The sequence below is a fragment of the Paenibacillus cucumis (ex Kampfer et al. 2016) genome (assembly GCF_019748695.1).
Taxonomy (GTDB): domain Bacteria; phylum Bacillota; class Bacilli; order Paenibacillales; family Paenibacillaceae; genus Paenibacillus; species Paenibacillus polysaccharolyticus.
Map to the genome: position 1 here is coordinate 1 of NZ_JACLIC010000022.1, position 21,245 is coordinate 21,245.

Consider the following 21,245-nt stretch of genomic DNA (forward strand, 5'->3'; position numbering starts at 1 on the left):
CGATGATGTTCGGTGGTGGTTTTTATTTTGTTCATTTATATGAAAGTATAAGAGATAGCTCCTATCAAAGCGAAAGCTCTGACAGCTTCGTTATGGGAAGGTAACATTTTTGTTACGGATGGCAGGGATAAAACCAGTATAATAGGACTATGTTAAATATGCTAAAAGTACCTGACCGAAGAGCTGGATTGTGCAGCTGTGAAAAGGAGGGTGTGTGTGTTAAGTTGGCGGAGAGTTGGACTCCACTCACTTCTGTTGCTTTGTCTGGTAATTGTTCTTGCAGGATGCGGTGAAGCTTCAGGATCTGTATGGATCTCATATGAAGGTGCAGTTAACGAAAAGAGTTTCCCTGTACCCAAAGTAGCAAATAAATCTGACCAGTCCGAAAACAATTCGGATATGGATTATGTTCGATATACGTTGTCTGGAATCAGTGAAAGCACAAGTTTGCCTGAGGTATATCTTAACGAGATTAAAAGTTGGGGTTGGACAGAAAGGCAAGCAAAGCGTTCATCGAATGCTTCAAGTAACGTTCATGTTTTCTCAAAGGATGGCCATATTGTACAGTTGGCTGTGCATGATGGTTCGTTTACTCTAATGGTTCCCAGAAATGAAACGACCCAGACGACAGTAAAGTCACTGGAAGAAGAGAACTAACGTATTGTTTGAAAGCGTACGAGTTAACATTGTGATGTTCTTATAAAGTGAAGTTCTCATCAATAGCGATGAGGGCTTTTTTTGTGTCTACAAGTTGAAGATTCCAGTACATGCGAACTTCGTTAAATATAAGTTACATTGAAGGCTAGAGTGAGTTAGCGGAGCTGAGTAATCATTCAAAATGGATAAGGATGAACACACTTATATTTGTGGATAGAAGAGAGAAGAGAATAAAAAGGTTATCCACTGTGGATAACCTTTTTGGAGAAGGACAACGAATAGAACTATTTTTCACTGCAAGTAATAAGAGACATCCTGATCATTTAATTTAATAAGACCATCTTTACGTCCACGAGATAGAATGAGTATTACGTATAGGCGTGGTCCAAGCAACCACAGATGCCAGAATATAAGGGAAAGCGTAAAGGAGACTGGAGACCATAGCATGCACACAGTAATGATACACAATCCAATCCAGCTCATATTCAGATGAACTCGGACAAACATGCGGTAACTAAAGTGCTGATCTGGTATATAGCCAAACCAAGGCATACGCAGGTTCCAGTGCCAACGCTTGGCATACGAGGTGCGAACGAGTAACAATATAGTTCTGGCAATGACATAATGGATCCAGACGGTAATCGGCCCTGCCAGTAAAAAGAAGAAGAGGCCGTTCCAGGAGAAGGCAAGCAGATTAAAGATGAGCATGATAACAGGTAGACACAGGTAGCTGTATATAACGCTACGAGCGATAGCTTTTTTTTTCAGAAGGCGATACTGATAAAAGGTTGCCTTATTCTCCGGTTCGGCGATCATACGATTATAAATCCTCCTTCAAATTTACGAGTACGTGATAGATTGGTGTATACATATGTATGGAGAGAGATAAAGGTGTTGATGAAATAATTAGTGTTGCAGATAGGACTTTGTTATCGTTATCATATCTTATTTATCGGCTGAGTTTCCAAGTTTTTTTAAGGTTATTATATCGTAGTTTGAATCAGTTTGAATCTGCATGGAGAAATCCCTTGTTGTTTCATGGAAGCGGGAGAGGTTGCAGGTCAAGAATAAACGTGACTTGGGACAGTACTATGTATATTTTCTGTACAGACACCTATTAAGGGATAGGCGAATATATATATTTTATAGAAAGAAAGCACTATGAAAATGTTTAAAATAATAGAAACTGTGCAATACTGATAGTAAACGTAAAACAAGGTGGGATGGTTCATGGAAGAACATGCCGAACACACATGTATCATTTGCGAGCAACGGAAGAGAGAAGGCATTTTTATTGTATCTGAATTCATATGTGATGCTTGTGAAGCAGAGATGGTTCACACCGATGCGCAGGATGCGAAGTATAACTTTTTTATTCATCAGATGAAACAGATTTGGGTGCAAAAGAACGCTTAAGGACGTTATATGCTTCACTGTGAAGTTAGAAATTCACATGATCAATATGAATGATTGTATAGGGGCCCGAGAGGCCTTTTTTTGTTGGAGAGGGGACTACCTTGTCTGACTTGTGCAGAAAGCGTATGCTGAAATAAAGAATGGAGATGCATGTTTTACGAAAATAACAGTTACAGGATGGATATCTTATGAATGAACATAATACATCAGGTGTAGGAAAAAAAAGGGCTCCATTATATGAAGCATTGCTCGCATATCGCGATTCGAAGCAGCGTTCATTTCATGTGCCAGGACATAAAAATGGACAAGTCTATCATCAATGGATGAATCAATCCGAGGGGACAGAAGATGCTCTGCAAAAAGGGATAGTAGATCATACAGAAACCGGGGATATTTTAGGAAGAGAACAAAGGAGACAGGAGGAAAATGTAAAAGAGGGAGAACAGACTGTTTTTTCTGCAGATTATTCCTTGAAGGATACAGATCAATCCAGACATGTTGTACCCGTACGTGCTTATCTGGACATGATGGAGATGGATGTTACGGAGATTACGGGTACGGATGATCTTCACCATCCTGAGGGAGTGATCAAGGAAGCACAGGACTTGGCGTCGGATTGTTTTGGTGCAGAGGAAAGTTTCTTTCTAGTTGGAGGAAGTACAGCAGGCAACCTGTCTTTATTACTAACGATCTGTGATGAGCCAGGCAGTATTGTGCTGGTGCAGCGTAACGTACATAAATCGGTTATTCATGGACTGATGTTAGCTGGCGCAAGGGCAGTATTTCTGGAGCCGTGGGTTGACCCTGAATCTGGACTTGCTGTCATGCCGTCCATTGAGACGGTTCAGGCTGCTGTCCAGATGTATCCTGAGGCAAAGGGTGTATTCGTCACGTTGCCAAATTATTATGGCATGGGTGCGGATCTGACACCCATTGCCGAGGTTTGCCACGAGGCAGGCATGCCACTACTCGTGGATGAAGCGCATGGCGCCCATTATGGGCAGCATCCGGAGCTGCCTGTGTCTGCACTGTCCTGCGGAGCGGACGGTGTAGTGCAGTCGACGCATAAGATGCTGGCCGCATTCACCATGGGAGCCATGTTGCACATTCAGGGGCCGCGATTGAATCGGTCCCTGCTTCGGCAACGTCTGGCCATGGTGCAAAGCTCAAGCCCATCCTACCCTGTGATGGCTTCGCTTGATCTATCGCGCCGGCTATTGCATGTGCACGGCGCGGATGCTTTCACGGCAGGGCTTGCTGCCGTGAAGGCATTGAAGCGCGGTCTCGCGGAGCTACCGCGCTTCCAGTTGTTGCAGCCTGCGGATTCGCTGCAACAGGAGCCGGCCTACGGCAATGAAAATCCGGCGGCGATGCCTGGCCGCCAAGGATACACCGCTCAGGACCCATTCAAGGTCGTCATATATGACGACACAGGTATACTGAGCGGTTATGAGCTGCAGCAACAGCTGGAAGCTTGCGGCTGCGTGCCAGAGATGAGCGACGAACGGTACGTCGTCCTGCTCTTCAGTCTTGGCTCCACATTGCAGGATGCGGAGCATGTGTTACAGGCTTTACGGCATATTAACGTTTCCTACAAGCTACAGCATTCACTGGAGTCAACTGCGTCTGTTAGGACGGCTTCTCAAACTCAGACTGATCCTCCAATCTATGTTTCCACGTGGAACAATATAGAAGATCGTGAACGCTTATCAGAGCCTGTTGCTTTCTCCCTGCAACCGATAATAGAGAGGGATACGATCGGAGTTCCAATCGAAGACTGCGCAGGATATCGGTCGGCGGAGATGGTTATTCCATATCCTCCAGGTATTCCGCTGGTGTATCCCGGCGAGCGAATAAGTTCAAAGATTGCTGAGCGAATTCGAATTCTACGCGATGGAGGAGCCAAATTTCAGGGGATCTCAGATCATATGTATCAGAAAATAAAAGTCATGAAACCTGAGTCATAGAAAAAGTAATCTTGCAGCTCCCAGCGAGCAGTGCCCTGCTTGACAAGGGGGGTCTTGAAACTAAGTCGTATGGTTGAAAAAGGACTAACGTTTCATGTTGGAGGAAAAGCCACCTTATAGTATGATAGAAAGAAAAACTAGCTTGGTTTATTTTTGTGTTATTAAATGCAGTTGTTTAACAATACACCTCTGGGCGAAGGAAATCATATCTTGAAGCAAGAGGGTCTAGGCACATGCATAATAGCCATGAATGGATGCAGCAATGAATACAGAAAGCAGGGAAGCATATGCAGGGCAGAGGTAAATTCATTACGCTGGAAGGAGGAGAGGGATCGGGGAAAACAACGATGATCGGCAGGATCGGTTCGTATTTTGAAAAACGGGGTATACCCTACGTAGTTACAAGAGAGCCTGGCGGAATTGAGATTGCAGAAAAAATACGTAGCATCATCCTCGATCCTCTTCATACGGCGATGGATGCACGGACCGAAGCACTGCTCTATGCTGCGGCACGCAGTCAGCATCTGGCGGAGAAGGTAGAGCCTGCACTGGAAGCTGGCAAAACCGTGATTTGTGATCGGTTTGTAGACAGCAGTCTTGCTTATCAAGGGTATGCGCGCGGCCTCGGAATTGAGAATGTATGGGCAATTAATCGTTTTGCTATTGGAGATCTGATGCCGGACATGACACTTTATCTGGACATTGAGCCAGAACAGGGGCTTGGTCGAATTGAAGCTCATGATGGTCGTGAAGTCAATCGTCTTGATCTGGAGAACCTGGAGTTCCATCGTAAAGTACGTGAAGCTTACTTCTTGCTTCAGAAACAGTTTCCGGAGCGTATCCAAGTTATTGATGCTTCACAGACCCCGGATGAGGTAGAGAAAGCGATGATTTTGTCGCTAGAAGCCGGGATTTTGAAGGATTTTGACGAGTAATTGTCTAATATATAGACAGGGCATGTTGTTAGAAGTGCTTATTATAAAGGAGGTTATGCAGGATGAAACTGATTGTTGCGATTATACAGGATAAAGACAGCAACCGATTATCCAGTGCATTGGTCAAAGCGAATTTTCGGGCAACCAAGCTTGCCAGTACCGGTGGATTTTTGAAGGCAGGCAACACGACGTTTATGATCGGTGTCGATGATAGTCAAGTCGAATCCGTTATGAATGTCATTCGCAGCAGCTGTAAGGTTCGTGAACAGCTCGTAACTCCGGTTACACCGATGAGCGGAACGACCGACTCTTACCTGCCGCTGCCTGTTGAGGTCCAAGTTGGTGGAGCAACTGTATTTGTTCTTCCAGTAGATCGTTTCGAGCATTTCTAATCCGGTTTCGCAGATGAACTCCATGAGTGTTTTTCATTTATCGATAGCATGACTGCATCTTGCATGATGATAACGAAGGATGTAAAAGGACGTATCCGGTATGCATACGTGCCACTTATGGAGCGCCCTTCTTGATGACAAGAACCGGCACACTCTCTCCCAAAGGAGACTTTATTCCGAAATAATATGCTTCTTCTGGGAGAGGCGACTTAGAATACAATCGTAGATAAGACTATCTTTCTACCATTATATATACAGTGTATCTCAACCTATAAGGTCCATCTTACGCACAGGCGCAATGCGCTCTGTGCTGATGTGCGATTGGCCTAACGATGATAGAAAGCAGGCGTGTCCATGAAAATCAATCCTGGATTCAGACCGCTACAGACTGGAATCAATACGAATGATTCAGGCTCAAAGCCGGTTCAATCCAAAAACTTCTCTGATATGATGAATCACCAGGGAGAACGTGCTTCCCAAGCAGAGCTCAACCGCCGATTAAGCGAAATCCAGCTTCAGGGTGATCGTTTGGCTCGATCCATGACGATTCGTGAACTGAAAGCATATAAACAGCTTGTCAAAAGATTTCTGGAAGAGACGGTCCGCCGTGGTGTATCTATGAAAGAGACAAGGGGTTGGGATCGCCGGGGCAGGGGTAAACGATATAAGCTTATTGATGAGATTGACTCTGCTCTGTTATCTATGGCAGATGAATTACTGGATACAGAAGAGGGGAAAATCTCTCTTTTGCAACAAGTAGGAGAAATTCGGGGAATGCTTATTAATTTAAGCTTCTGAGGAGGAAGTATGTCCTTTCAACAGATTATGGGTCAGCAGGCAGCCAAGCAATTGTTACAGAGCAGTTTGAGACGTCAGGCCATCAGTCATGCATATTTGTTTAGCGGTCCATCTGGAAGTGGGCAGTTACAGACAGCAATGGCGTTTGCCAAGGCAATCTTCTGCACAGAGCTTGAGGATGACGCTTGCGGGCAATGTCTTGAATGCCGCAAAGTAGAACATGGAAACCATCCAGACCTGACGATGCTTGCGCCGGATGGAAATAACATTAAAATAGATCAGATTCGGGATTTGCAACGCATTTTCTCTTACCGTTCAGAGGCGGGGCATCCCAAAGTATATATTATAGAGCAAGCTGAGAAAATGACGGTTCAAGCGGCAAACAGCTTGTTGAAGTTTCTGGAGGAACCTCAAGTTCCGGCGGTTGGAATTCTGATTACAGATAATGGACAAGCCATGTTGCCTACCATTCGCTCACGTTCTCAGATGGTGCCGTTCAGTGCACTGAATCCGGAGGAAATGCTTCAATCGTTGATCGAGGAAGGTTATCCTGCGAATCTTGCACGGTCTGCCGTCCATTTAGCGTCAGGATTGGAAGCATGTAGAGAAATTCTCCAGCAGAATTGGTTTGCAGAAATTAGAAACGTAATGTTACAATTAGGGAAGGAGTCCCTGGGCAGAGGAAGTACATCTTTGATCTCGGCACAGCAGAAGCTTTTCAAAACAGGACTCTCGGAACACCTGGACATGCTGCTTAGTTTGTTCCATTTGTGGTTTAGGGACATGCTGTATGTTCAGTATGGTAGGCATGAACATATCGTTTTTATAGATCAGTTAGACATGCTGTCTCAGTTGGCAAATACCCGCAGCACAGAGCAGTGGGTCTCCTATATGGATTTGGCCGCGGCATGCAGAAAAAAATTGCGTTTTAATGTCAATGGCCAGCTTTGTCTGGAGCAATTTTTGATCGGTTTGGCATAAGAGTGGAGGATCGCGTGAGTTCCAATCCTATGCAAACGGTTATAACTTCGGCGGGTTCCCTAAGAAGTCAGGGCTTCAGACGAAGTGGGGTTGGCTTACAAGGGGGTTAATTTTTTGTACAGTGTAGTGGGTGTCCGTTTCAAAAAGGCGGGCAAAATTTATTACTTCGATCCCCTGGACCTTCCCATTGAGAAAGAAAACTGCGTGATCGTGGAAACGGCGCGAGGGGTTGAGTATGGTAAGGTTGTCGTGGGCAAGAAGGAAGTGGGCGAGGCTGATGTGGTTTTGCCGCTCAAAAAGGTTATCCGCGTTGCAGGCGATACAGATGCCCGTGTGGTGGATGAGAACAAGCGTGCAGCCAAAGAAGCATTCGGCACTTGTTTAAATAAAATCAGAGACCATGGCCTCAAAATGAAGCTGGTCGATGTAGAATTCACGTTTGATCGCAATAAAATTATTTTTTATTTTACAGCAGAGGGCAGAGTCGATTTCCGCGAGTTGGTCAAGGACCTGGCAAGCATCTTCCGGACACGAATTGAACTGAGACAGATTGGTGTTCGCGACGAAGCAAAAATGCTTGGTGGAATAGGGCCTTGCGGCCGTGTGTTGTGTTGCTCCTCTTGGCTGGGAGATTTTGAGCCTGTGTCTATCAAGATGGCTAAAGATCAGAGCCTGTCACTGAATCCGACGAAAATTTCAGGGTTGTGCGGAAGACTTATGTGCTGTCTGAAATTTGAGCATGATAATTACGAGAGCGTGAGAGAAGAGTTGCCAGCTGTAGGCAAACTGGTCGTCACCTCAATGGGTGAAGGCAAAGTTGTCGGAATTAATGCCGGTAACCGCACGGTGCATGTTCAACTGTTCGACATCAGTAAAGTCAAAGAACTTCCGCTGGATGACGTCGTTATCAAGTAAACCATAAAGGTTGCTTCGGGGTGGAAACTTGGAAAAGAAAAATCTGTTTACGCACATTCATGAAATGGAAACCCAAATGGGTCAGTTGCACGGTGATTTAGCAGAATTAAAAATGATTGTGAAAGAGTTGCTGGAAGATAATCAGCGGCTTACCATCGAAAATGAGCAGTTACGCAAACTGCTTAAGCGTGAAGCGCCAGCAGATCTGCCGATCTCATCTGCTCTTGCTCCTGTCGCAAGACCTGCGGGTCCAGCTCCAGGTGAAGATGTAGTGGGCGAGGGTTATGACAACCTGGCTCGGCTGTATCATGAAGGATTCCATATCTGCAATGTCTATTATGGACACTTGCGGACGGAAGGCGATTGTCTGTTCTGCCTGTCTTTTTTGAATAAATGAAGTGACCGTAGGGATTCCCTACGGTTTTTTTTCAAGGTTATAAACGTTTAACGTACCGGAGGATGAGAGTACCCTATGACAGACCAAGAAGTAATTTTAAAGGAATCGGAGCGGGTCGATGATCTGCTTTCTCATAATTTGCGAATTATTCAAAGTGATGAAGTATTCAGTTTTTCTATGGATGCTGTATTGCTGGCCCGATTTGCTTCTGTGCCGAAACGAGGACGTGTTCTGGATTTGTGCACAGGAAATGGGGTCGTGCCTATATTACTGACAACACGTACACAAGCAAGCCTGGAAGGCATTGAGATCCAGCCCAGATTGGCCGATATGGCACGCCGGAGTGTGCAGCTGAATGAATTGGGTGAGTCCATCCATATTCGTGAGGGAGATTTGCGCGAATTGGTTAAAGAAACAGGACATGCAGTATATGATGCCATTACGGTGAATCCCCCGTACATGCCGCTGAATGGAAGTGACCTCAAGATGAACACCCATCAGGCTATGGCACGTCACGAAATCGGGTGTACCCTAGAGGAAGTCATCCAAGCATGCAGTCGTCTTGTGCGTAATGGTGGCAAAGTATCCATGGTTCATAGACCGCAACGCCTAGGTGAGATCATATCATTAATGCGTGAATACAAGCTGGAACCCAAACGTATTCGTATGGTGCACCCGCGTGCTCATCTGGAAGCGAACATGGTGTTAATTGAAGCGATGAAAGATGGCAAGCCGGAGGTACGCATGTTGCCGCCACTTATTGTTTACAATGAACAGGGAAGCTACTGTGATGAGATTATGGAGATCTACTATGGTCAGCAGGTTGTTGAACGCTCGAAGGAAGGAGGAAACTAGATGTCTTTACAAGTGCAGAAAAGCTTTAATGAGCAGGCCGAACATGCAGGTAAGTTATATCTGGTTGGGACACCGATTGGAAACTTGGAGGATATGACCTTCCGGGCCATCAAGACGTTACAGGCCTGCGATATTATTGCCGCTGAAGATACTCGTCAGACGCGAAAGTTGCTCACTCATTTTGAGATTACACCTTCAATGTTGTTCAGCTATCATGAGCACAATAAGGGGGCAAGTGGCCCTGAACTGATACGCTATATAATAGAAGGAAAAAATTTGGCACTGGTAAGCGATGCCGGTTTACCGGCTATTTCTGACCCAGGTTCTGATCTGGTAAAGCTTGCAATTGAAGCCGGAATTACGGTCATACCGATTCCTGGTCCGAATGCAGCATTATCCGCACTGATCGTATCCGGATTACCTACGGAAAGGTTTACCTTTGGTGGTTTTTTGCCACGAGAGAAAAAGGACATACGTAAGGTGCTGGAAGCTTTCAATGAGTCCAATGGTACGTTGCTTTTCTATGAGTCCCCTCACCGGATTCGTAAAACGTTAATGCATCTGGAGGAAATTTTGGGCGAACGTTCCATTGTACTGGCTCGTGAGTTGACCAAACGGCATGAGGAATTTGTTAGAGGTAGTCTGAAGGAATGCATAGAGTGGCTCGAAGAGCACCCGCCTCTAGGTGAATATTGTTTGTTGGTTGAAGGAATCAGGGAAGAGGAACGTAAGGCTGAACGGGAAGCTTGGTGGCAGGTTTTGTCGCTGGAAGAACACGTGGAACACTATGAAAATGAAGGAAACAGTCGTAAAGATGCGATGAAAAAAACAGCAGTAGATCGAGGTTTGGCAAAACGGGACGTATATAATGCGTTAATTGGGTAGTCTAAAACTTCAAAAATACCAAATTTAGTTGTAATTACCTTAAAGAGAGATTAAAACCAAGCTTAATATAACCTTAAAATGTAAAAAGAGCAGCACACCAAAATGTGAAAGATATGTGTCTGCTCTTAAAGTTAGAAAAAAACCTTCCAAGGTGATATTACACCAGGAAGGCGATAAGGAAATATAAAAAGGTTAGAATTAACGATTTGAATAATTCCAGTATACTTGTTTTTCTTATTTTGCTACAGGTGCAGGGATTTCAGAAATACATTCGTTACAAACGATTTTACCTTTGAAGTAAGTTACGTTCTCAGCGTTACCACAGAAGATACAAGCTGGCTCGTATTTTTTGAGCATGATGCGCTCACCATCAACGTAGATTTCCAAAGCATCTTTTTCGCCAATACCGAGTGTACGACGCAATTCGATTGGAATAACTACCCGTCCCAGTTCATCCACTTTTCTTACAATACCTGTTGATTTCATCATTATAATCAGTGCTCCTCTCAGCTAACTATCATTGTCATTATTCGACATTATTTTATGTTTTATGATACCCATCATACCAACGATTCCCAAAACAGTCAACCTTAAAATTAGCTTAAAATAAAGGGTGTTTTTCTTAAGTTTGCTGGTGGTAAGGGATTGAAAGCAATTTTTCGTATTTAAACATCCATGTCAGCTTTGTCGATTTGGAAAACGACAAAAGTGCTTTATTCGACAAAATTCGTCATTACATGTCGAATTGTTGGTGAAAATTGAAGCTGGACGCGCTATTCTTTATGGCAAGAGAACAATTTATAAGGAGTGAATCGAAATGGAACATCGTCTGACGGAAGAAAAAGTATTTAAAGATCCGGTACATAATTATATTCATGTGCAAGAACCGATTATATGGCAATTGATCAATACACCTGAATTTCAGAGGCTACGCCGCATTCGTCAATTAGGGACATCTTATCTTACTTTTCACGGGGCAGAGCACAGTCGGTTCTCCCATTCGTTAGGTGTATACGAAATTACCCGAAAAATCATCTCTCAGTTTGAACGTAGCCACTATTCGGACTGGCCCAAGGGAGAAAAGCTGGTGACGTTGTGCGCCGCCTTACTTCATGATCTCGGACATGGACCATTCTCTCATTCAATTGAAGAGGCTTTTGACATGAATCATGAGGATTGGACATGCCGCATTATCAAGGGTGATACCGAAGTAGGGGCGATTCTAAGACGGTATGCTCCTGATTTTGATGAAAAGGTGGCTTCCGTTATCCAGAAGACGTATGATAAACCGATTGTCGTGAACCTGGTAACCAGTCCGCTTGATGCAGACCGAATGGATTACTTGCTCAGGGACGCCTACTTTACAGGAGTAAATTATGGCACGATCGACTTGGATCGTATTCTGCGCATGCTGCGTCCATTTCATGGACGAATTGTAGTTAAAGAGTCTGGTATGCATGCTGTGGAAGACTATCTGATGTCACGATACCAGATGTATTGGCAGATTTACTTCCATCCTGTGACGCGTAGCTCCGAGATTATATTGCGACAAATCTTTAAGCGGGCAAAAGAACTTGTGAAGCAAGGCTTTCCATTCCGTTTCATGGTAGAGCCTCTGCCCAAACTGTTTGAAGGAGAAATTTCAGTTCATGAATATCTGCAGCTTGATGAATCGTTAATTCAAACAGCCTTTATGCAGTGGCGTAAGGAGGACGATTCTGTTCTAAGTGAGTTGTGCGAACGTTTTATGGATCGCAGGTTATATAAGTATGTGGAACTTGAACAGATCGACTTGGACATCATTGAAGAGATTCGGGAAGCATTTGTACAAGCAGGATTGAATCCCGAGTACGATCTTGAAATTGATTTTCCGACGGATAATCCGTATGATGTGTTTCGTCCAGATCAATCCACAGATAAGCAAATTCTTCTGCTCGATCGGCAGGACAAGTTGCATGAGCTGTCAGAAGTTTCTGATATTGTTCGTTCCATCAGTGGACTTCATCTGGGCAAACATCATCTGTACTATCCGCAAAACAAGGTGGATGCCATCCTTCATGAATTACCGTCCCATATACGCCCCTATTTTCTATAAGCTTGAGTCGATGCAGCAGGGTGAAACATTTTGATATCAAAAGACTTTCTAAGAGAGCTATTTTACATGATACAGTAATCTGCTTTAATGGGGAGGATGTGTAGATCGACATAATTTTGTAATTCGAGTGAGTAATTATACAGTTTCTAACGCCTTTTCTTGCAAGATGTTGATTTGACTTTTTATTTTCCTTCTATATATAGTAGCTTGAGTGCTAAAACTGAAAATACTGAAATTGATGCTTGTCCCAATCATTTAATGATGCAAAAAAATAAATTTGAAATTCAAACGCAAGAATTCCTGTACAAGAATAAGGGAGTTCCCATGAAAAAATCATCGGCATTTGACTTTCGACATGAAGGGAGAACGAGAAAGCATGTTATTCGACACACATACTCATCTGGATGCACCACAATTCGACGAAGACCGAGAGGACATGATTAAACGGGCCGTTCAGGCCGGAGTTACTCGCATGATTAATATCGGCTTTAACCGGGAGACGATTCCAACAACGATCAAACTGGCCGAAACGTATGATTTTATCCACGCAGCTGTAGGCTGGCACCCGGTGGATGCCATTACGATGCAAGAGGGAGATCTCGAATGGATTGCATCATTGTGCAAACATGAGAAAGTGGTAGCAATTGGAGAAATCGGTCTAGACTATCATTGGGACACTTCCCCTAAGGAGGTACAGCACCGCGTATTACGACAACAAATTGCATTGGCACGTGAATTGAGTATGCCTATCGTCATCCATAATCGGGATGCTCATGAGGACATTGTGCGTATTTTACGTGAGGAGAAGGCTGGTGAGGTTGGAGGTGTGATGCATTCTTTCTCCGGTAGCTGGGAAACGGCGAAAATGTGTCTGGATTTAGGGTTCCATCTGTCCTTCGGAGGACCGGTCACTTTCAAAAATGCCAAGCAACCGAAAGAGGTGCTCGCCAAGGTTCCGATGGATCGATTTTTCTTAGAAACGGACTCCCCGTATCTCACACCGCATCCTTATCGTGGAAAACGAAATGAGACAGCGCATGTACGTCTGGTTGCTGAAGCAGCTGCGGAAATTAAAGGCATTTCGGTAGAGGAAATTGCTGCAATTACCACCAAAAATGCCATGGAACGATTTGGGATTCGATAAGAAAACGAGTAAATCGGGTGAAAAAGGGAGATACAGAGAGGTAATTTGCTCTTTGTCTCGAATAATTGCAGAATATTACAATATTTTAACCAAATATTTAGAAAAACGTACTTGATCCGTGCTTTACAACATGCATCAAAACAGGATATCATCTTTTCAGTGAATTGTTGCGCGGAAAATTGGACAGATGTTCGGGGGATGAACAAAGGGACACTTTCCGATGAGACAACATTACTTTCATGAATCAATCTCGCTGAGTCTCCGTTAACGGAGAGCGGGGGAACCAATAGGGCTTAAACATCGGTGATTCTAGCCGGTGCGCATCGTTCGCTGACCCAAAAGCAGCGGAATGTTCTGCGAAGCCGTATTTGATTTCTTCTTTGGGTCTCGGGGTGAATTCAAGGGCGTCCGCCATGAGCGGGTGACCTAAGATAGGGCGGCTCTCTTTCGCCCGAACCCGACAGCTAACCTCGCAAGCGGAAAAAGAGAGGCAACCTCGTGCATGAATTTCCGATATTCAAAATCATTCGGAAGCCACGAAAGGGTCTCTTACACTCTTTCTTTGGCTTTTTTTGTTTTGAATAAAAGAAATATTGTCATCATACGGTATGTATTCAGGAGGATGACATCATGTTGCGAAGAGGGGTTCATGGTGCAGAACCGGTCATTATCTCTGATCTGTGTTCTGTAGAAAAATTGTTATAGTCGCGTCAAAGACATCATGCATTACTTTAGACGGCGAGGCTATGAAGGAGGACGGAGAAGTGGGCATATTCCAACCAGAAGAGACCCATGAGTCACGATCATCCAGTAAGTCTTTCGCGTTGCGGTGGAAGCATGAGAACTTGCGTCAAATGGCATTGATCGCGATATTCTCAATTGCGCTTGCAATCATGATCTTGTTAGTCGTTTACGGTCAGGCCGGGAAGCAGGTTTCACTGGTTATTGACGGCAAAGCTCAAGTGGTAGAGACTCGTACAGGAATGCTTCAGGAAATGCTGGAGGAGCAGTCAATCACAGTCAGCCCTCACGACAAGGTATCCATGCCCATGAATGGGGCGATTACCGACGGAGACCGAATCGTTATTGAGCGGGCCGTTCCAGTTAAAATCACGGCAGACGGAGACACCAAGACTCTTTATACAACCGATTCATCGGTACAGGGTGTAATTCAGCAATCAGGTATTCAAGTTGAAGATCATGATAAAGTGTATCCAGCGCTCGGAACCGCAATTAAAGCGGATATGAAGATTCGTGTAGTGCGTGTAACAAAGCATACAGTGGATGTGAAACAACCGATTGCTTACAAGGTTGTGAAAACGGCAGACCCAAGTTTGTTCCAAGGGGATAACCGTGTTGTAGTGAAAGGCAAGGAAGGCACAATTGTGCAACATATCGAAAAGGTATTTCAAGATGGAGAACTTGTCTCCAAAAAAGTGGTAGGTAAAACGGTCGCCACCAATCGTGTAGATAAAGTGATTGCGGTAGGTACAAAGGCTAAACCGGTTGTGAAGGAACCTGAGGTTCAATTGGTATCGGCCAAAACTTCGACGACCAAAAAAGCTGTAACAACGAACTCGAAGAAAACATCTGCCTCGGGCAGCAAGGTGATTACGGTCTCCGGGAATTCTTTTAAATACTCTAAAGTTTTGAAAAATGTATCGATGACAGCCTACTCTTCTGAAGAGCCGGGTATTGGTACAAAAACAGCTTCCGGTACTCGTGTAACGGAGGGGCGCACCATTGCAGTTGATCCCAAGGTCATTCCAATCGGCTGGTGGGTATACATTGAGGGCCTCGGCTTCCGTCGTGCGGAAGATACAGGCGGCGCTATTAAAGGCAACAAAATTGACGTTTATTACGACAGTGTGAAGCACGCCCTGAATTTCGGACGTAAAAAAGGCAAAACGGTCTATGTGATTGGTCCAGTTAAGCCGGAAGCGAACTAAAATCGTTTTACTTTGAAATGGGAATGCTATAAAATAGTTGCATGAATGATTCATGCGGAATATGCGGCGGAGGGGTCTGAATTCAGTCTCCTCCGCCGTTTGGCAGAGAAGAGGATATTCCTCTTCTTTTTGCGTTAGAAAGGAAGAAAAGGAACATGATAAAAGAAGTGATTGTTGTGGAGGGTCGTGACGACACGGTAGCGATTCGTCGGGCGGTCGAAGCGGATACGATTGAAACCGGAGGCTCTGCCATTAATCAGCGTATTCTGAAGCGAATTGCACTTGCTCAAGAGAGACGTGGCGTCATTATCCTGACGGATCCGGATCATGCGGGAGAGCGTATCCGCAAAATTATCGCCAATAAGGTCCCTGGCTGCAAGCATGCTTTTATTCCAGAAGCGGATGCAACGCGCAAAGGAGATATCGGGGTAGAGAATGCTTCACCGGAAGCGATTCGTCATGCACTTGCTCGCGTACACACATCCTATGAGGGTGCACCTAGTCTAATCGATTGGGAGGACCTCATTGAAGCAGGATTGATCATACACCCGCAAGCAGCCGCACGCCGTATGGAGATGGGCAATCTGCTTGGTATCGGGTATTGTAACGGCAAGCAGTTCCATAAACGGCTGAGTGTATTTCAGATTACAAGAGAAGAGTTCTCCACTGCATTAGCGCAAATTGAACGTGAAGGAATGTGAGCATATGAAGGATATGGAGCAAACCATTGAAATAGCAACACCCAAACGTACCAAAGAAATTATTCAAAGGCATGGATTCTCCTTCAAGAAAAGTCTGGGTCAGAATTTCTTGATCGATCAAAATATATTGAACAAAATCGTAGGCGCAGCTGATTTGGACGAGTCCAAGGGAGCGCTGGAGATTGGTCCGGGTATTGGAGCACTTACAGAGCGCCTTGCGCGTATAGCTGGCCCTGTTACAGCTGTTGAGATTGACCAGCGCCTGTTACCGATTCTTGGAGAAGTGATGGAACCCTACCCTAACGTACGTGTTCATCATGGAGATGTACTCAAGCTGGACCTGGCAGAACTGTTTGCTACGGACTTTGCCTCCGTTGATAAGGTAAGTGTAGTAGCGAACTTGCCCTATTATGTAACGACCCCAATCATGATGAAGCTTTTGGAAGAAAAGTTGCCAGTGGATAGCATTGTGGTCATGATTCAGAAAGAAGTAGCCGAGCGCATGGCGGCTGCACCAGGTTCCAAAGATTATGGTAGCCTAAGCATCGCCGTGCAGTATTACAGTATGCCAGAACTGGTCTGTGTGGTGCCGCCTACGGTATTTATCCCACAGCCGAATGTAGAGTCTGCAGTAATTAAGCTGAAGGTGCGTGAGCACCCACCAGTACAGGTTCCGAACGAAGCACACTATTTCGAGGTGGTACAGGCTTCTTTTGCCCAGCGGAGAAAAACAATCTCCAATAATCTCAAAGCTCGTTTCTTCACCAAGGAGAACAGGGAACAGGCAGACCTCCTGTTAGAACAGGCAGGCATTCAACCTTCACGGCGTGGTGAGACATTGAGTCTACAGGAGTATGCGACCCTTAGCACCGTGATGTGGGAGGCTGGGGTTCGCGGCGAGCTTTAATTTCAATGAACCAATCCGGGTCTCTGCCCATACGATGGGGTAGAGGTGATAATGGTGATGAATATCGGAGACTTGGTCGTTCGGAAGTCATACGGCGGCGATGTGACTTTCCGGGTAGAAGGACTCCAGTCGGACGCTGCGGTCATTAAAGGGACTGAGTTCCGGCTCTTGGCAGACTCCCCGGTGAACGATTTGATACAGGTTCCTTATGAACCACAGAGTGCTAAGACACGCCAGGCACATATTAAAGCTCATCAGACGCTCTCACGCTTGCAGCAGAATCGCATGGAGCAGGCTGAGCGTAACCGGGAAGGCCTGATGCAAGAATGGACTGCACAGCAAGAACCCGCCTATTTTGAAATGCCTGGTAAGGTACTGCATTTGGATGGCGACCCGAATTATCTCAAGAAAAGTATGAATCTGTATGAACAGCTTCGTGTTCCTGCAGAAGGGCAGTATGTACATGAGTCAGCGATGGCTGATACGTTATATCGTCTGCTACCCAAGGTTCGTCCGGATATCGTTGTGATCACGGGTCATGATGGTGTGTTAAAGACACGCCAGCCCTATGACCTCTACAGTCTGGGGAGCTATAAAAATTCACAAAACTTTGTCTCGGCTATTCAGGTTGCAAGGCAATACGAGCGCCATTTGGATGCGCTGACGATTATTGCAGGAGCATGTCAGTCTCACTTTGAGGCATTGCTACGCGCGGGTGCGAACTTTGCTAGTTCGCCGGGGCGAATTCTCATTCATGCGCTTGATCCGGTCTACGTGGCTGCTAAGGCTTCCTTCACGTCTGTTCGTGATACCTTGAACATGAATGATATACTGCATAACACGATTAGCGGCATCCAAGGTGTAGGCGGTGTGGAAACGAAGGGAAGTTACCGGGTAGGATTGCCGGGACTTAATGATCTATCTACGCTAAAAGTGAATCCATCCGCAGTATGATTTATTCATGTGGCAGTACAATGATGAAGTCATGTGAAGTTCACATTGCGATTCGAAAAAGGCCCTGAAAAGGGCTTTTTTATTTTGCGAAAAAATTCATTGACAACGACTTTTTAGTGCTGATATAATATTTAGCTTTGATTTGACAATGACTGTAAAATACAGTATAATGGACAAGAAAAGAGGTGGACGTCCACAATGGCTAAAAATACGCTGTTGGATATCAAACGCAATCTCGATGCACATATTGGTCAGAAAATCACGCTGCGGGCTAATGGTGGCCGCCGTAAGACGATTGAGCGTACGGGTGTATTGGAAGAAACGTACCCTTCTGTTTTTATTGTAAAGCTTGATGAGGAACAAGAAACCTTCAAGCGAGTATCATACAGCTATGCGGATATACTTACGGAGTCTGTGGAAGTCATGGTCTTTGACCCGGGCAGTGAGACTAGCTCTTACAACATGGAGACGTAAGCATTGGTTTACGGGCGATTCACTTATAGGTGGGTCGCTTTTTTGTATGCAGGAATGACTACGGAATGCAGGCGGCATACTATGTGGACAGGTCCTGGGAAAGCTCCCTGTTAAGACGGGAATGTTAAACCAGGATTTGGGGCTTGGGGATGAACAATCCCGAACTGCAGGGACTCATTGTGTCTTGAATAAGATCTGGAGGAGGATGGTTCATGAGTCGAAGAAGAAGAAGTGTCATGTCGGAGGAACTGAAGTACGAGCTGGCGAAGGATCTGGGTTTCTATGATACCGTTCAGCAGGAAGGCTGGGGCGGAATTAAAGCCAAGGATGCCGGTAACATGGTGAAACGAGCGATTCAAATGGCTGAGCAAGCAGCGCGTAAATCATAATCAGGTTCATCCAGTTTGGAGAGCGGGGCAATTCTCAGGAATCACCCCGCTTTTTCCCCATAGATGTGGAATACAAATGACTTGACAGCCCCATTTTGATATAATATGTTAAGTTGTCTTAGGGAAAAGGTGAGGACGGGTGAACGTCTTGAAAATTTACGAAAAAGCGCCTGCTAAAATTAATTTGATGTTGGATGTTCTACATAAAAGAAGTGATGGATTTCATGAAGTTGAAATGATCATGACGATGGTTGATCTGGCGGATCGACTGGAGATGTCGGAACTTCCTCGAGATACAATTGTCATCTCAAGCCAAGCGGGTTATATTCCGCTGGATGAGAAGAATCTGGCCTTTCAGGCGGCAAGACTAATTAAAGAACGTTACAACGTGCGTACAGGGGTCCACATTCATCTGGATAAAAAAATTCCGGTAGCTGCTGGCCTTGCCGGCGGTAGCAGTGATGCAGCCGCAACGTTGCGTGGATTAAACCGTCTATGGCGGCTGAATATACCGGATCAGGAGTTGCAAGAGCTTGGTGCAGAACTGGGCTCGGATGTTCCGTTCTGTATTACAGGCGGCACTGCACTGGCAACAGGGCGGGGGGAGAAGTTAACCCCGATTCCTAATCCGCCTCAATGCTGGGTTATTTTAGCCAAACCCCCAATCAATGTGTCCACAGCAGATGTATATGGACGATTCCGCAGTGACAAGATTGTTCGGCATCCAAGTGCATCCCGAATGGAGCAGGCGATTCGCAGCCAATCCTTTACAGAGGTGTGTAGTCAGCTGGGTAATGTGCTGGAGGATGTGACGCTCAAGCTGTATCCGGAAGTGCAGCATCTCAAAGATGCGATGATTCGTCTTGGAGCAGACGGAGTGTTGATGTCTGGGAGTGGACCAACGGTATTTGGACTTGTGTCCAAAGAAGCCAAAGTTGCACGTATTTATAACGGACTTCGGGGGTTCTGCAAAGAGGTATACGCTGTACGGTTGTTAACGTAAATTTACTATTTATAATGTACAAACACGTATAAAGGTGGTATATTTTTAAATAATTATTCGGATTTGGATGTTTCCGTGATCGTGAGGATGGATCTCTGTGAAGAAGTTAAAACGAAGCGCAAGGCTGGTTGAAATGACGCAATACTTATTATCCAGACCACATACGGTGATTCCGCTCACCACATTTGCCGAACGTTATGGTGCTGCCAAGTCGTCCATTAGCGAGGACCTGGCTATTATCAAGGAAGTGTTCGAAGAAGGTGGGTCGGGAGAACTGCATACGCTGGCAGGAGCTGCTGGTGGGGTCAAGTGGATTCCGAAAGTATCGGAAGAACATGCTCTTGCTTTTGCTGAGCGGCTGTCTACACAGCTTGCGCAGCCGGATCGGATTTTACCGGGAGGGTATCTGTATATGTCAGATCTTCTTGGACAGCCGGCCCTGATGAATGAAGCGGGCAAAATCTTTGCAACGGCTTTTGGCGATATGAATATTGATGTAGTCATGACGGTGGAAACCAAAGGCATCCCGCTAGCTTATGCGACTGGAGCCCAGCTTAACCTTCCTGTTGTACTCGTTCGCAGGGACCATCAGGCTACGGAAGGATCGGCCGTAAGTATTAATTATGTATCGGGATCGCACAAAAGTCTGCATACCATGTCCCTATCTCGCCGGGCGATGAAAGAGCATTCCCGTGTACTGATCGTGGATGATTTCATGAAAGCCGGAGGTACCGTTCAAGGCATGATTGATCTGCTTGCTGAGTTCAATGCAACGGTGGCGGGAGTTGGCGTGTTGGTGGAATCGGGTTCTGTAGATTCAGAGGAGCGTCTGCTGACGGATTATGTATCTCTCGCGAAGCTGACAGCGGTTGATGCCAAGAGCAGACACATTTCTGTCTCGCCGGGTAACTATTTCGACCTGTAGAATAATGACGAATTACATGTCGGGAAAGGTTCTTTTCCATCGACCTGGCACTAACGTTGTCGAATTGTGTATTAAATAAAAAAATTCCTGAAATTAGGATATTTTTATGGTCGTGAAAAGAAGGAGTTCGTATAGGCTGTGTGGAATTATACACCAAGTTCTGATGGAAAAAGGTGGTGAACACACACATGCAAATTACGGATGTCAGACTCCGCCGCGTTAACTCGGAAGGGAGAATGAAAGCTATCGCATCCATTACCATCGATAACGAATTCGTCGTTCATGACATTCGTGTCATCGATGGTAACAACGGAATGTTTGTTGCAATGCCGAGCAAGCGGACTCCTGACGGAGAGTTCCGTGATATCGCCCACCCGATCTCTTCTGGTACGCGTGAGAAGATTCAGGCAGCAGTATTAACTGAGTACGATCGTGCAGCTACTGAGGAAGAAGTCATTGAAGAAGGTGCCTGAGAACATTATTGGGGTTCGAAGGAAAAGAGAGCC

At 45.3% G+C, this 21,245-nt stretch carries 24 protein-coding genes and 1 riboswitch; of the genes, 22 read left to right on the forward strand and 2 right to left on the reverse strand.

The window, feature by feature from the left end:
• Positions 1-216: 216 nt before the first annotated feature.
• Positions 217-657, forward strand: a complete 441-nt coding sequence (locus H7T88_RS13025) for a hypothetical protein (RefSeq protein WP_090924588.1) — start codon at positions 217-219, stop codon at positions 655-657.
• Positions 658-948: 291 nt separating this feature from the next.
• Here the strand turns inward: H7T88_RS13025 and H7T88_RS13030 are convergent, their stop codons facing one another.
• A complete protein-coding gene (locus H7T88_RS13030; protein ID WP_090924589.1) occupies positions 949-1,473 on the reverse strand; it encodes a hypothetical protein in 525 nt (174 codons plus the stop codon).
• A gap of 414 nt (positions 1,474-1,887) precedes the next feature.
• Between H7T88_RS13030 and H7T88_RS13035 the strand changes: the two genes are divergently transcribed.
• From H7T88_RS13035 to rsmI, 10 genes are all read left to right on the forward strand, one after another.
• Positions 1,888-2,073 (forward strand): sigma factor G inhibitor Gin, encoded by a 186-nt coding sequence (locus H7T88_RS13035; protein WP_090924590.1) that lies wholly within the window; start codon positions 1,888-1,890, stop codon positions 2,071-2,073.
• Between the two features lie 188 nt (positions 2,074-2,261).
• Positions 2,262-4,040 (forward strand): aminotransferase class I/II-fold pyridoxal phosphate-dependent enzyme, encoded by a 1,779-nt coding sequence (locus H7T88_RS13040; protein WP_221788842.1) that lies wholly within the window; start codon positions 2,262-2,264, stop codon positions 4,038-4,040.
• A gap of 287 nt (positions 4,041-4,327) precedes the next feature.
• Complete coding sequence (gene tmk / locus H7T88_RS13045) at positions 4,328-4,975, forward strand: dTMP kinase (RefSeq protein ID WP_090924592.1); 648 nt, start codon at positions 4,328-4,330, stop codon at positions 4,973-4,975.
• Positions 4,976-5,037: 62 nt separating this feature from the next.
• Positions 5,038-5,367 carry a cyclic di-AMP receptor DarA gene (gene darA, locus H7T88_RS13050; RefSeq protein ID WP_047914178.1) on the forward strand — a complete coding sequence of 110 codons (330 nt, stop codon included), beginning with the start codon at positions 5,038-5,040 and terminating at the stop codon, positions 5,365-5,367.
• A 354-nt stretch (positions 5,368-5,721) separates the two neighbouring features.
• Positions 5,722-6,165 (forward strand): YaaR family protein, encoded by a 444-nt coding sequence (locus tag H7T88_RS13055; protein ID WP_090924593.1) that lies wholly within the window; start codon positions 5,722-5,724, stop codon positions 6,163-6,165.
• A gap of 9 nt (positions 6,166-6,174) precedes the next feature.
• Positions 6,175-7,146 (forward strand): DNA polymerase III subunit delta', encoded by a 972-nt coding sequence (gene holB, locus H7T88_RS13060; protein WP_221788843.1) that lies wholly within the window; start codon positions 6,175-6,177, stop codon positions 7,144-7,146.
• A gap of 114 nt (positions 7,147-7,260) precedes the next feature.
• Entirely contained in the window at positions 7,261-8,061 is an 801-nt protein-coding gene (locus H7T88_RS13065; protein WP_090924595.1) for a PSP1 domain-containing protein, read from the forward strand.
• 28 nt (positions 8,062-8,089) lie between these two features.
• Positions 8,090-8,458, forward strand: a complete 369-nt coding sequence (yabA, locus tag H7T88_RS13070) for a DNA replication initiation control protein YabA (protein WP_090924596.1) — start codon at positions 8,090-8,092, stop codon at positions 8,456-8,458.
• A gap of 75 nt (positions 8,459-8,533) precedes the next feature.
• Entirely contained in the window at positions 8,534-9,313 is a 780-nt protein-coding gene (locus H7T88_RS13075) for a tRNA1(Val) (adenine(37)-N6)-methyltransferase (protein ID WP_221788844.1), read from the forward strand.
• Positions 9,314-10,198, forward strand: a complete 885-nt coding sequence (rsmI, locus tag H7T88_RS13080) for a 16S rRNA (cytidine(1402)-2'-O)-methyltransferase (RefSeq protein ID WP_154892097.1) — start codon at positions 9,314-9,316, stop codon at positions 10,196-10,198. It begins immediately after the preceding gene.
• Between the two features lie 234 nt (positions 10,199-10,432).
• Here rsmI and H7T88_RS13085 read toward each other — a convergent pair whose 3' ends face one another.
• A complete protein-coding gene (locus H7T88_RS13085; protein WP_017691383.1) occupies positions 10,433-10,687 on the reverse strand; it encodes an AbrB/MazE/SpoVT family DNA-binding domain-containing protein in 255 nt (84 codons plus the stop codon).
• Positions 10,688-11,015: 328 nt separating this feature from the next.
• Between H7T88_RS13085 and H7T88_RS13090 the strand changes: the two genes are divergently transcribed.
• The 11 genes from H7T88_RS13090 to spoVG all read left to right on the forward strand — a co-directional run bounded on the left by H7T88_RS13090 (position 11,016) and on the right by spoVG (position 21,212).
• Positions 11,016-12,293, forward strand: coding sequence for an HD domain-containing protein (locus tag H7T88_RS13090; protein WP_221788845.1), 1,278 nt, complete (start codon positions 11,016-11,018; stop codon positions 12,291-12,293).
• 376 nt (positions 12,294-12,669) lie between these two features.
• Positions 12,670-13,437, forward strand: coding sequence for a TatD family hydrolase (locus H7T88_RS13095; protein ID WP_154960451.1), 768 nt, complete (start codon positions 12,670-12,672; stop codon positions 13,435-13,437).
• Positions 13,438-13,678: 241 nt separating this feature from the next.
• Positions 13,679-13,932: riboswitch (cyclic di-AMP (ydaO/yuaA leader) on the forward strand.
• Positions 13,933-14,201: 269 nt separating this feature from the next.
• A complete protein-coding gene (locus H7T88_RS13100; RefSeq protein ID WP_090924601.1) occupies positions 14,202-15,386 on the forward strand; it encodes a resuscitation-promoting factor in 1,185 nt (394 codons plus the stop codon).
• Between the two features lie 155 nt (positions 15,387-15,541).
• The gene (rnmV, locus tag H7T88_RS13105) at positions 15,542-16,087 is read left to right on the forward strand and encodes a ribonuclease M5 (protein WP_090924602.1); all 546 of its coding nucleotides are present in this window, start codon (positions 15,542-15,544) and stop codon (positions 16,085-16,087) included.
• Between the two features lie 4 nt (positions 16,088-16,091).
• The gene (rsmA, locus tag H7T88_RS13110) at positions 16,092-16,994 is read left to right on the forward strand and encodes a 16S rRNA (adenine(1518)-N(6)/adenine(1519)-N(6))-dimethyltransferase RsmA (RefSeq protein ID WP_423246136.1); all 903 of its coding nucleotides are present in this window, start codon (positions 16,092-16,094) and stop codon (positions 16,992-16,994) included.
• A gap of 57 nt (positions 16,995-17,051) precedes the next feature.
• Positions 17,052-17,948, forward strand: a complete 897-nt coding sequence (gene yabG / locus H7T88_RS13115; RefSeq protein ID WP_090924604.1) for a sporulation peptidase YabG — start codon at positions 17,052-17,054, stop codon at positions 17,946-17,948.
• A 198-nt stretch (positions 17,949-18,146) separates the two neighbouring features.
• Positions 18,147-18,422 (forward strand): biofilm formation stimulator Veg, encoded by a 276-nt coding sequence (gene veg, locus H7T88_RS13120; RefSeq protein WP_090924605.1) that lies wholly within the window; start codon positions 18,147-18,149, stop codon positions 18,420-18,422.
• A gap of 212 nt (positions 18,423-18,634) precedes the next feature.
• On the forward strand, positions 18,635-18,811 hold the full coding sequence (locus tag H7T88_RS13125) for a small, acid-soluble spore protein, alpha/beta type (protein ID WP_090924606.1): 177 nt from the start codon (positions 18,635-18,637) through the stop codon (positions 18,809-18,811).
• A 148-nt stretch (positions 18,812-18,959) separates the two neighbouring features.
• Positions 18,960-19,814: a 4-(cytidine 5'-diphospho)-2-C-methyl-D-erythritol kinase gene (gene ispE, locus H7T88_RS13130; RefSeq protein WP_154892105.1), complete on the forward strand. Its 855-nt coding sequence runs from the start codon at positions 18,960-18,962 to the stop codon at positions 19,812-19,814.
• Between the two features lie 97 nt (positions 19,815-19,911).
• Positions 19,912-20,739, forward strand: a complete 828-nt coding sequence (gene purR / locus H7T88_RS13135; RefSeq protein WP_090924607.1) for a pur operon repressor — start codon at positions 19,912-19,914, stop codon at positions 20,737-20,739.
• A gap of 188 nt (positions 20,740-20,927) precedes the next feature.
• Positions 20,928-21,212 (forward strand): septation regulator SpoVG, encoded by a 285-nt coding sequence (gene spoVG, locus H7T88_RS13140; protein ID WP_017691372.1) that lies wholly within the window; start codon positions 20,928-20,930, stop codon positions 21,210-21,212.
• The last annotated feature ends 33 nt before the right edge of the window (positions 21,213-21,245 follow it).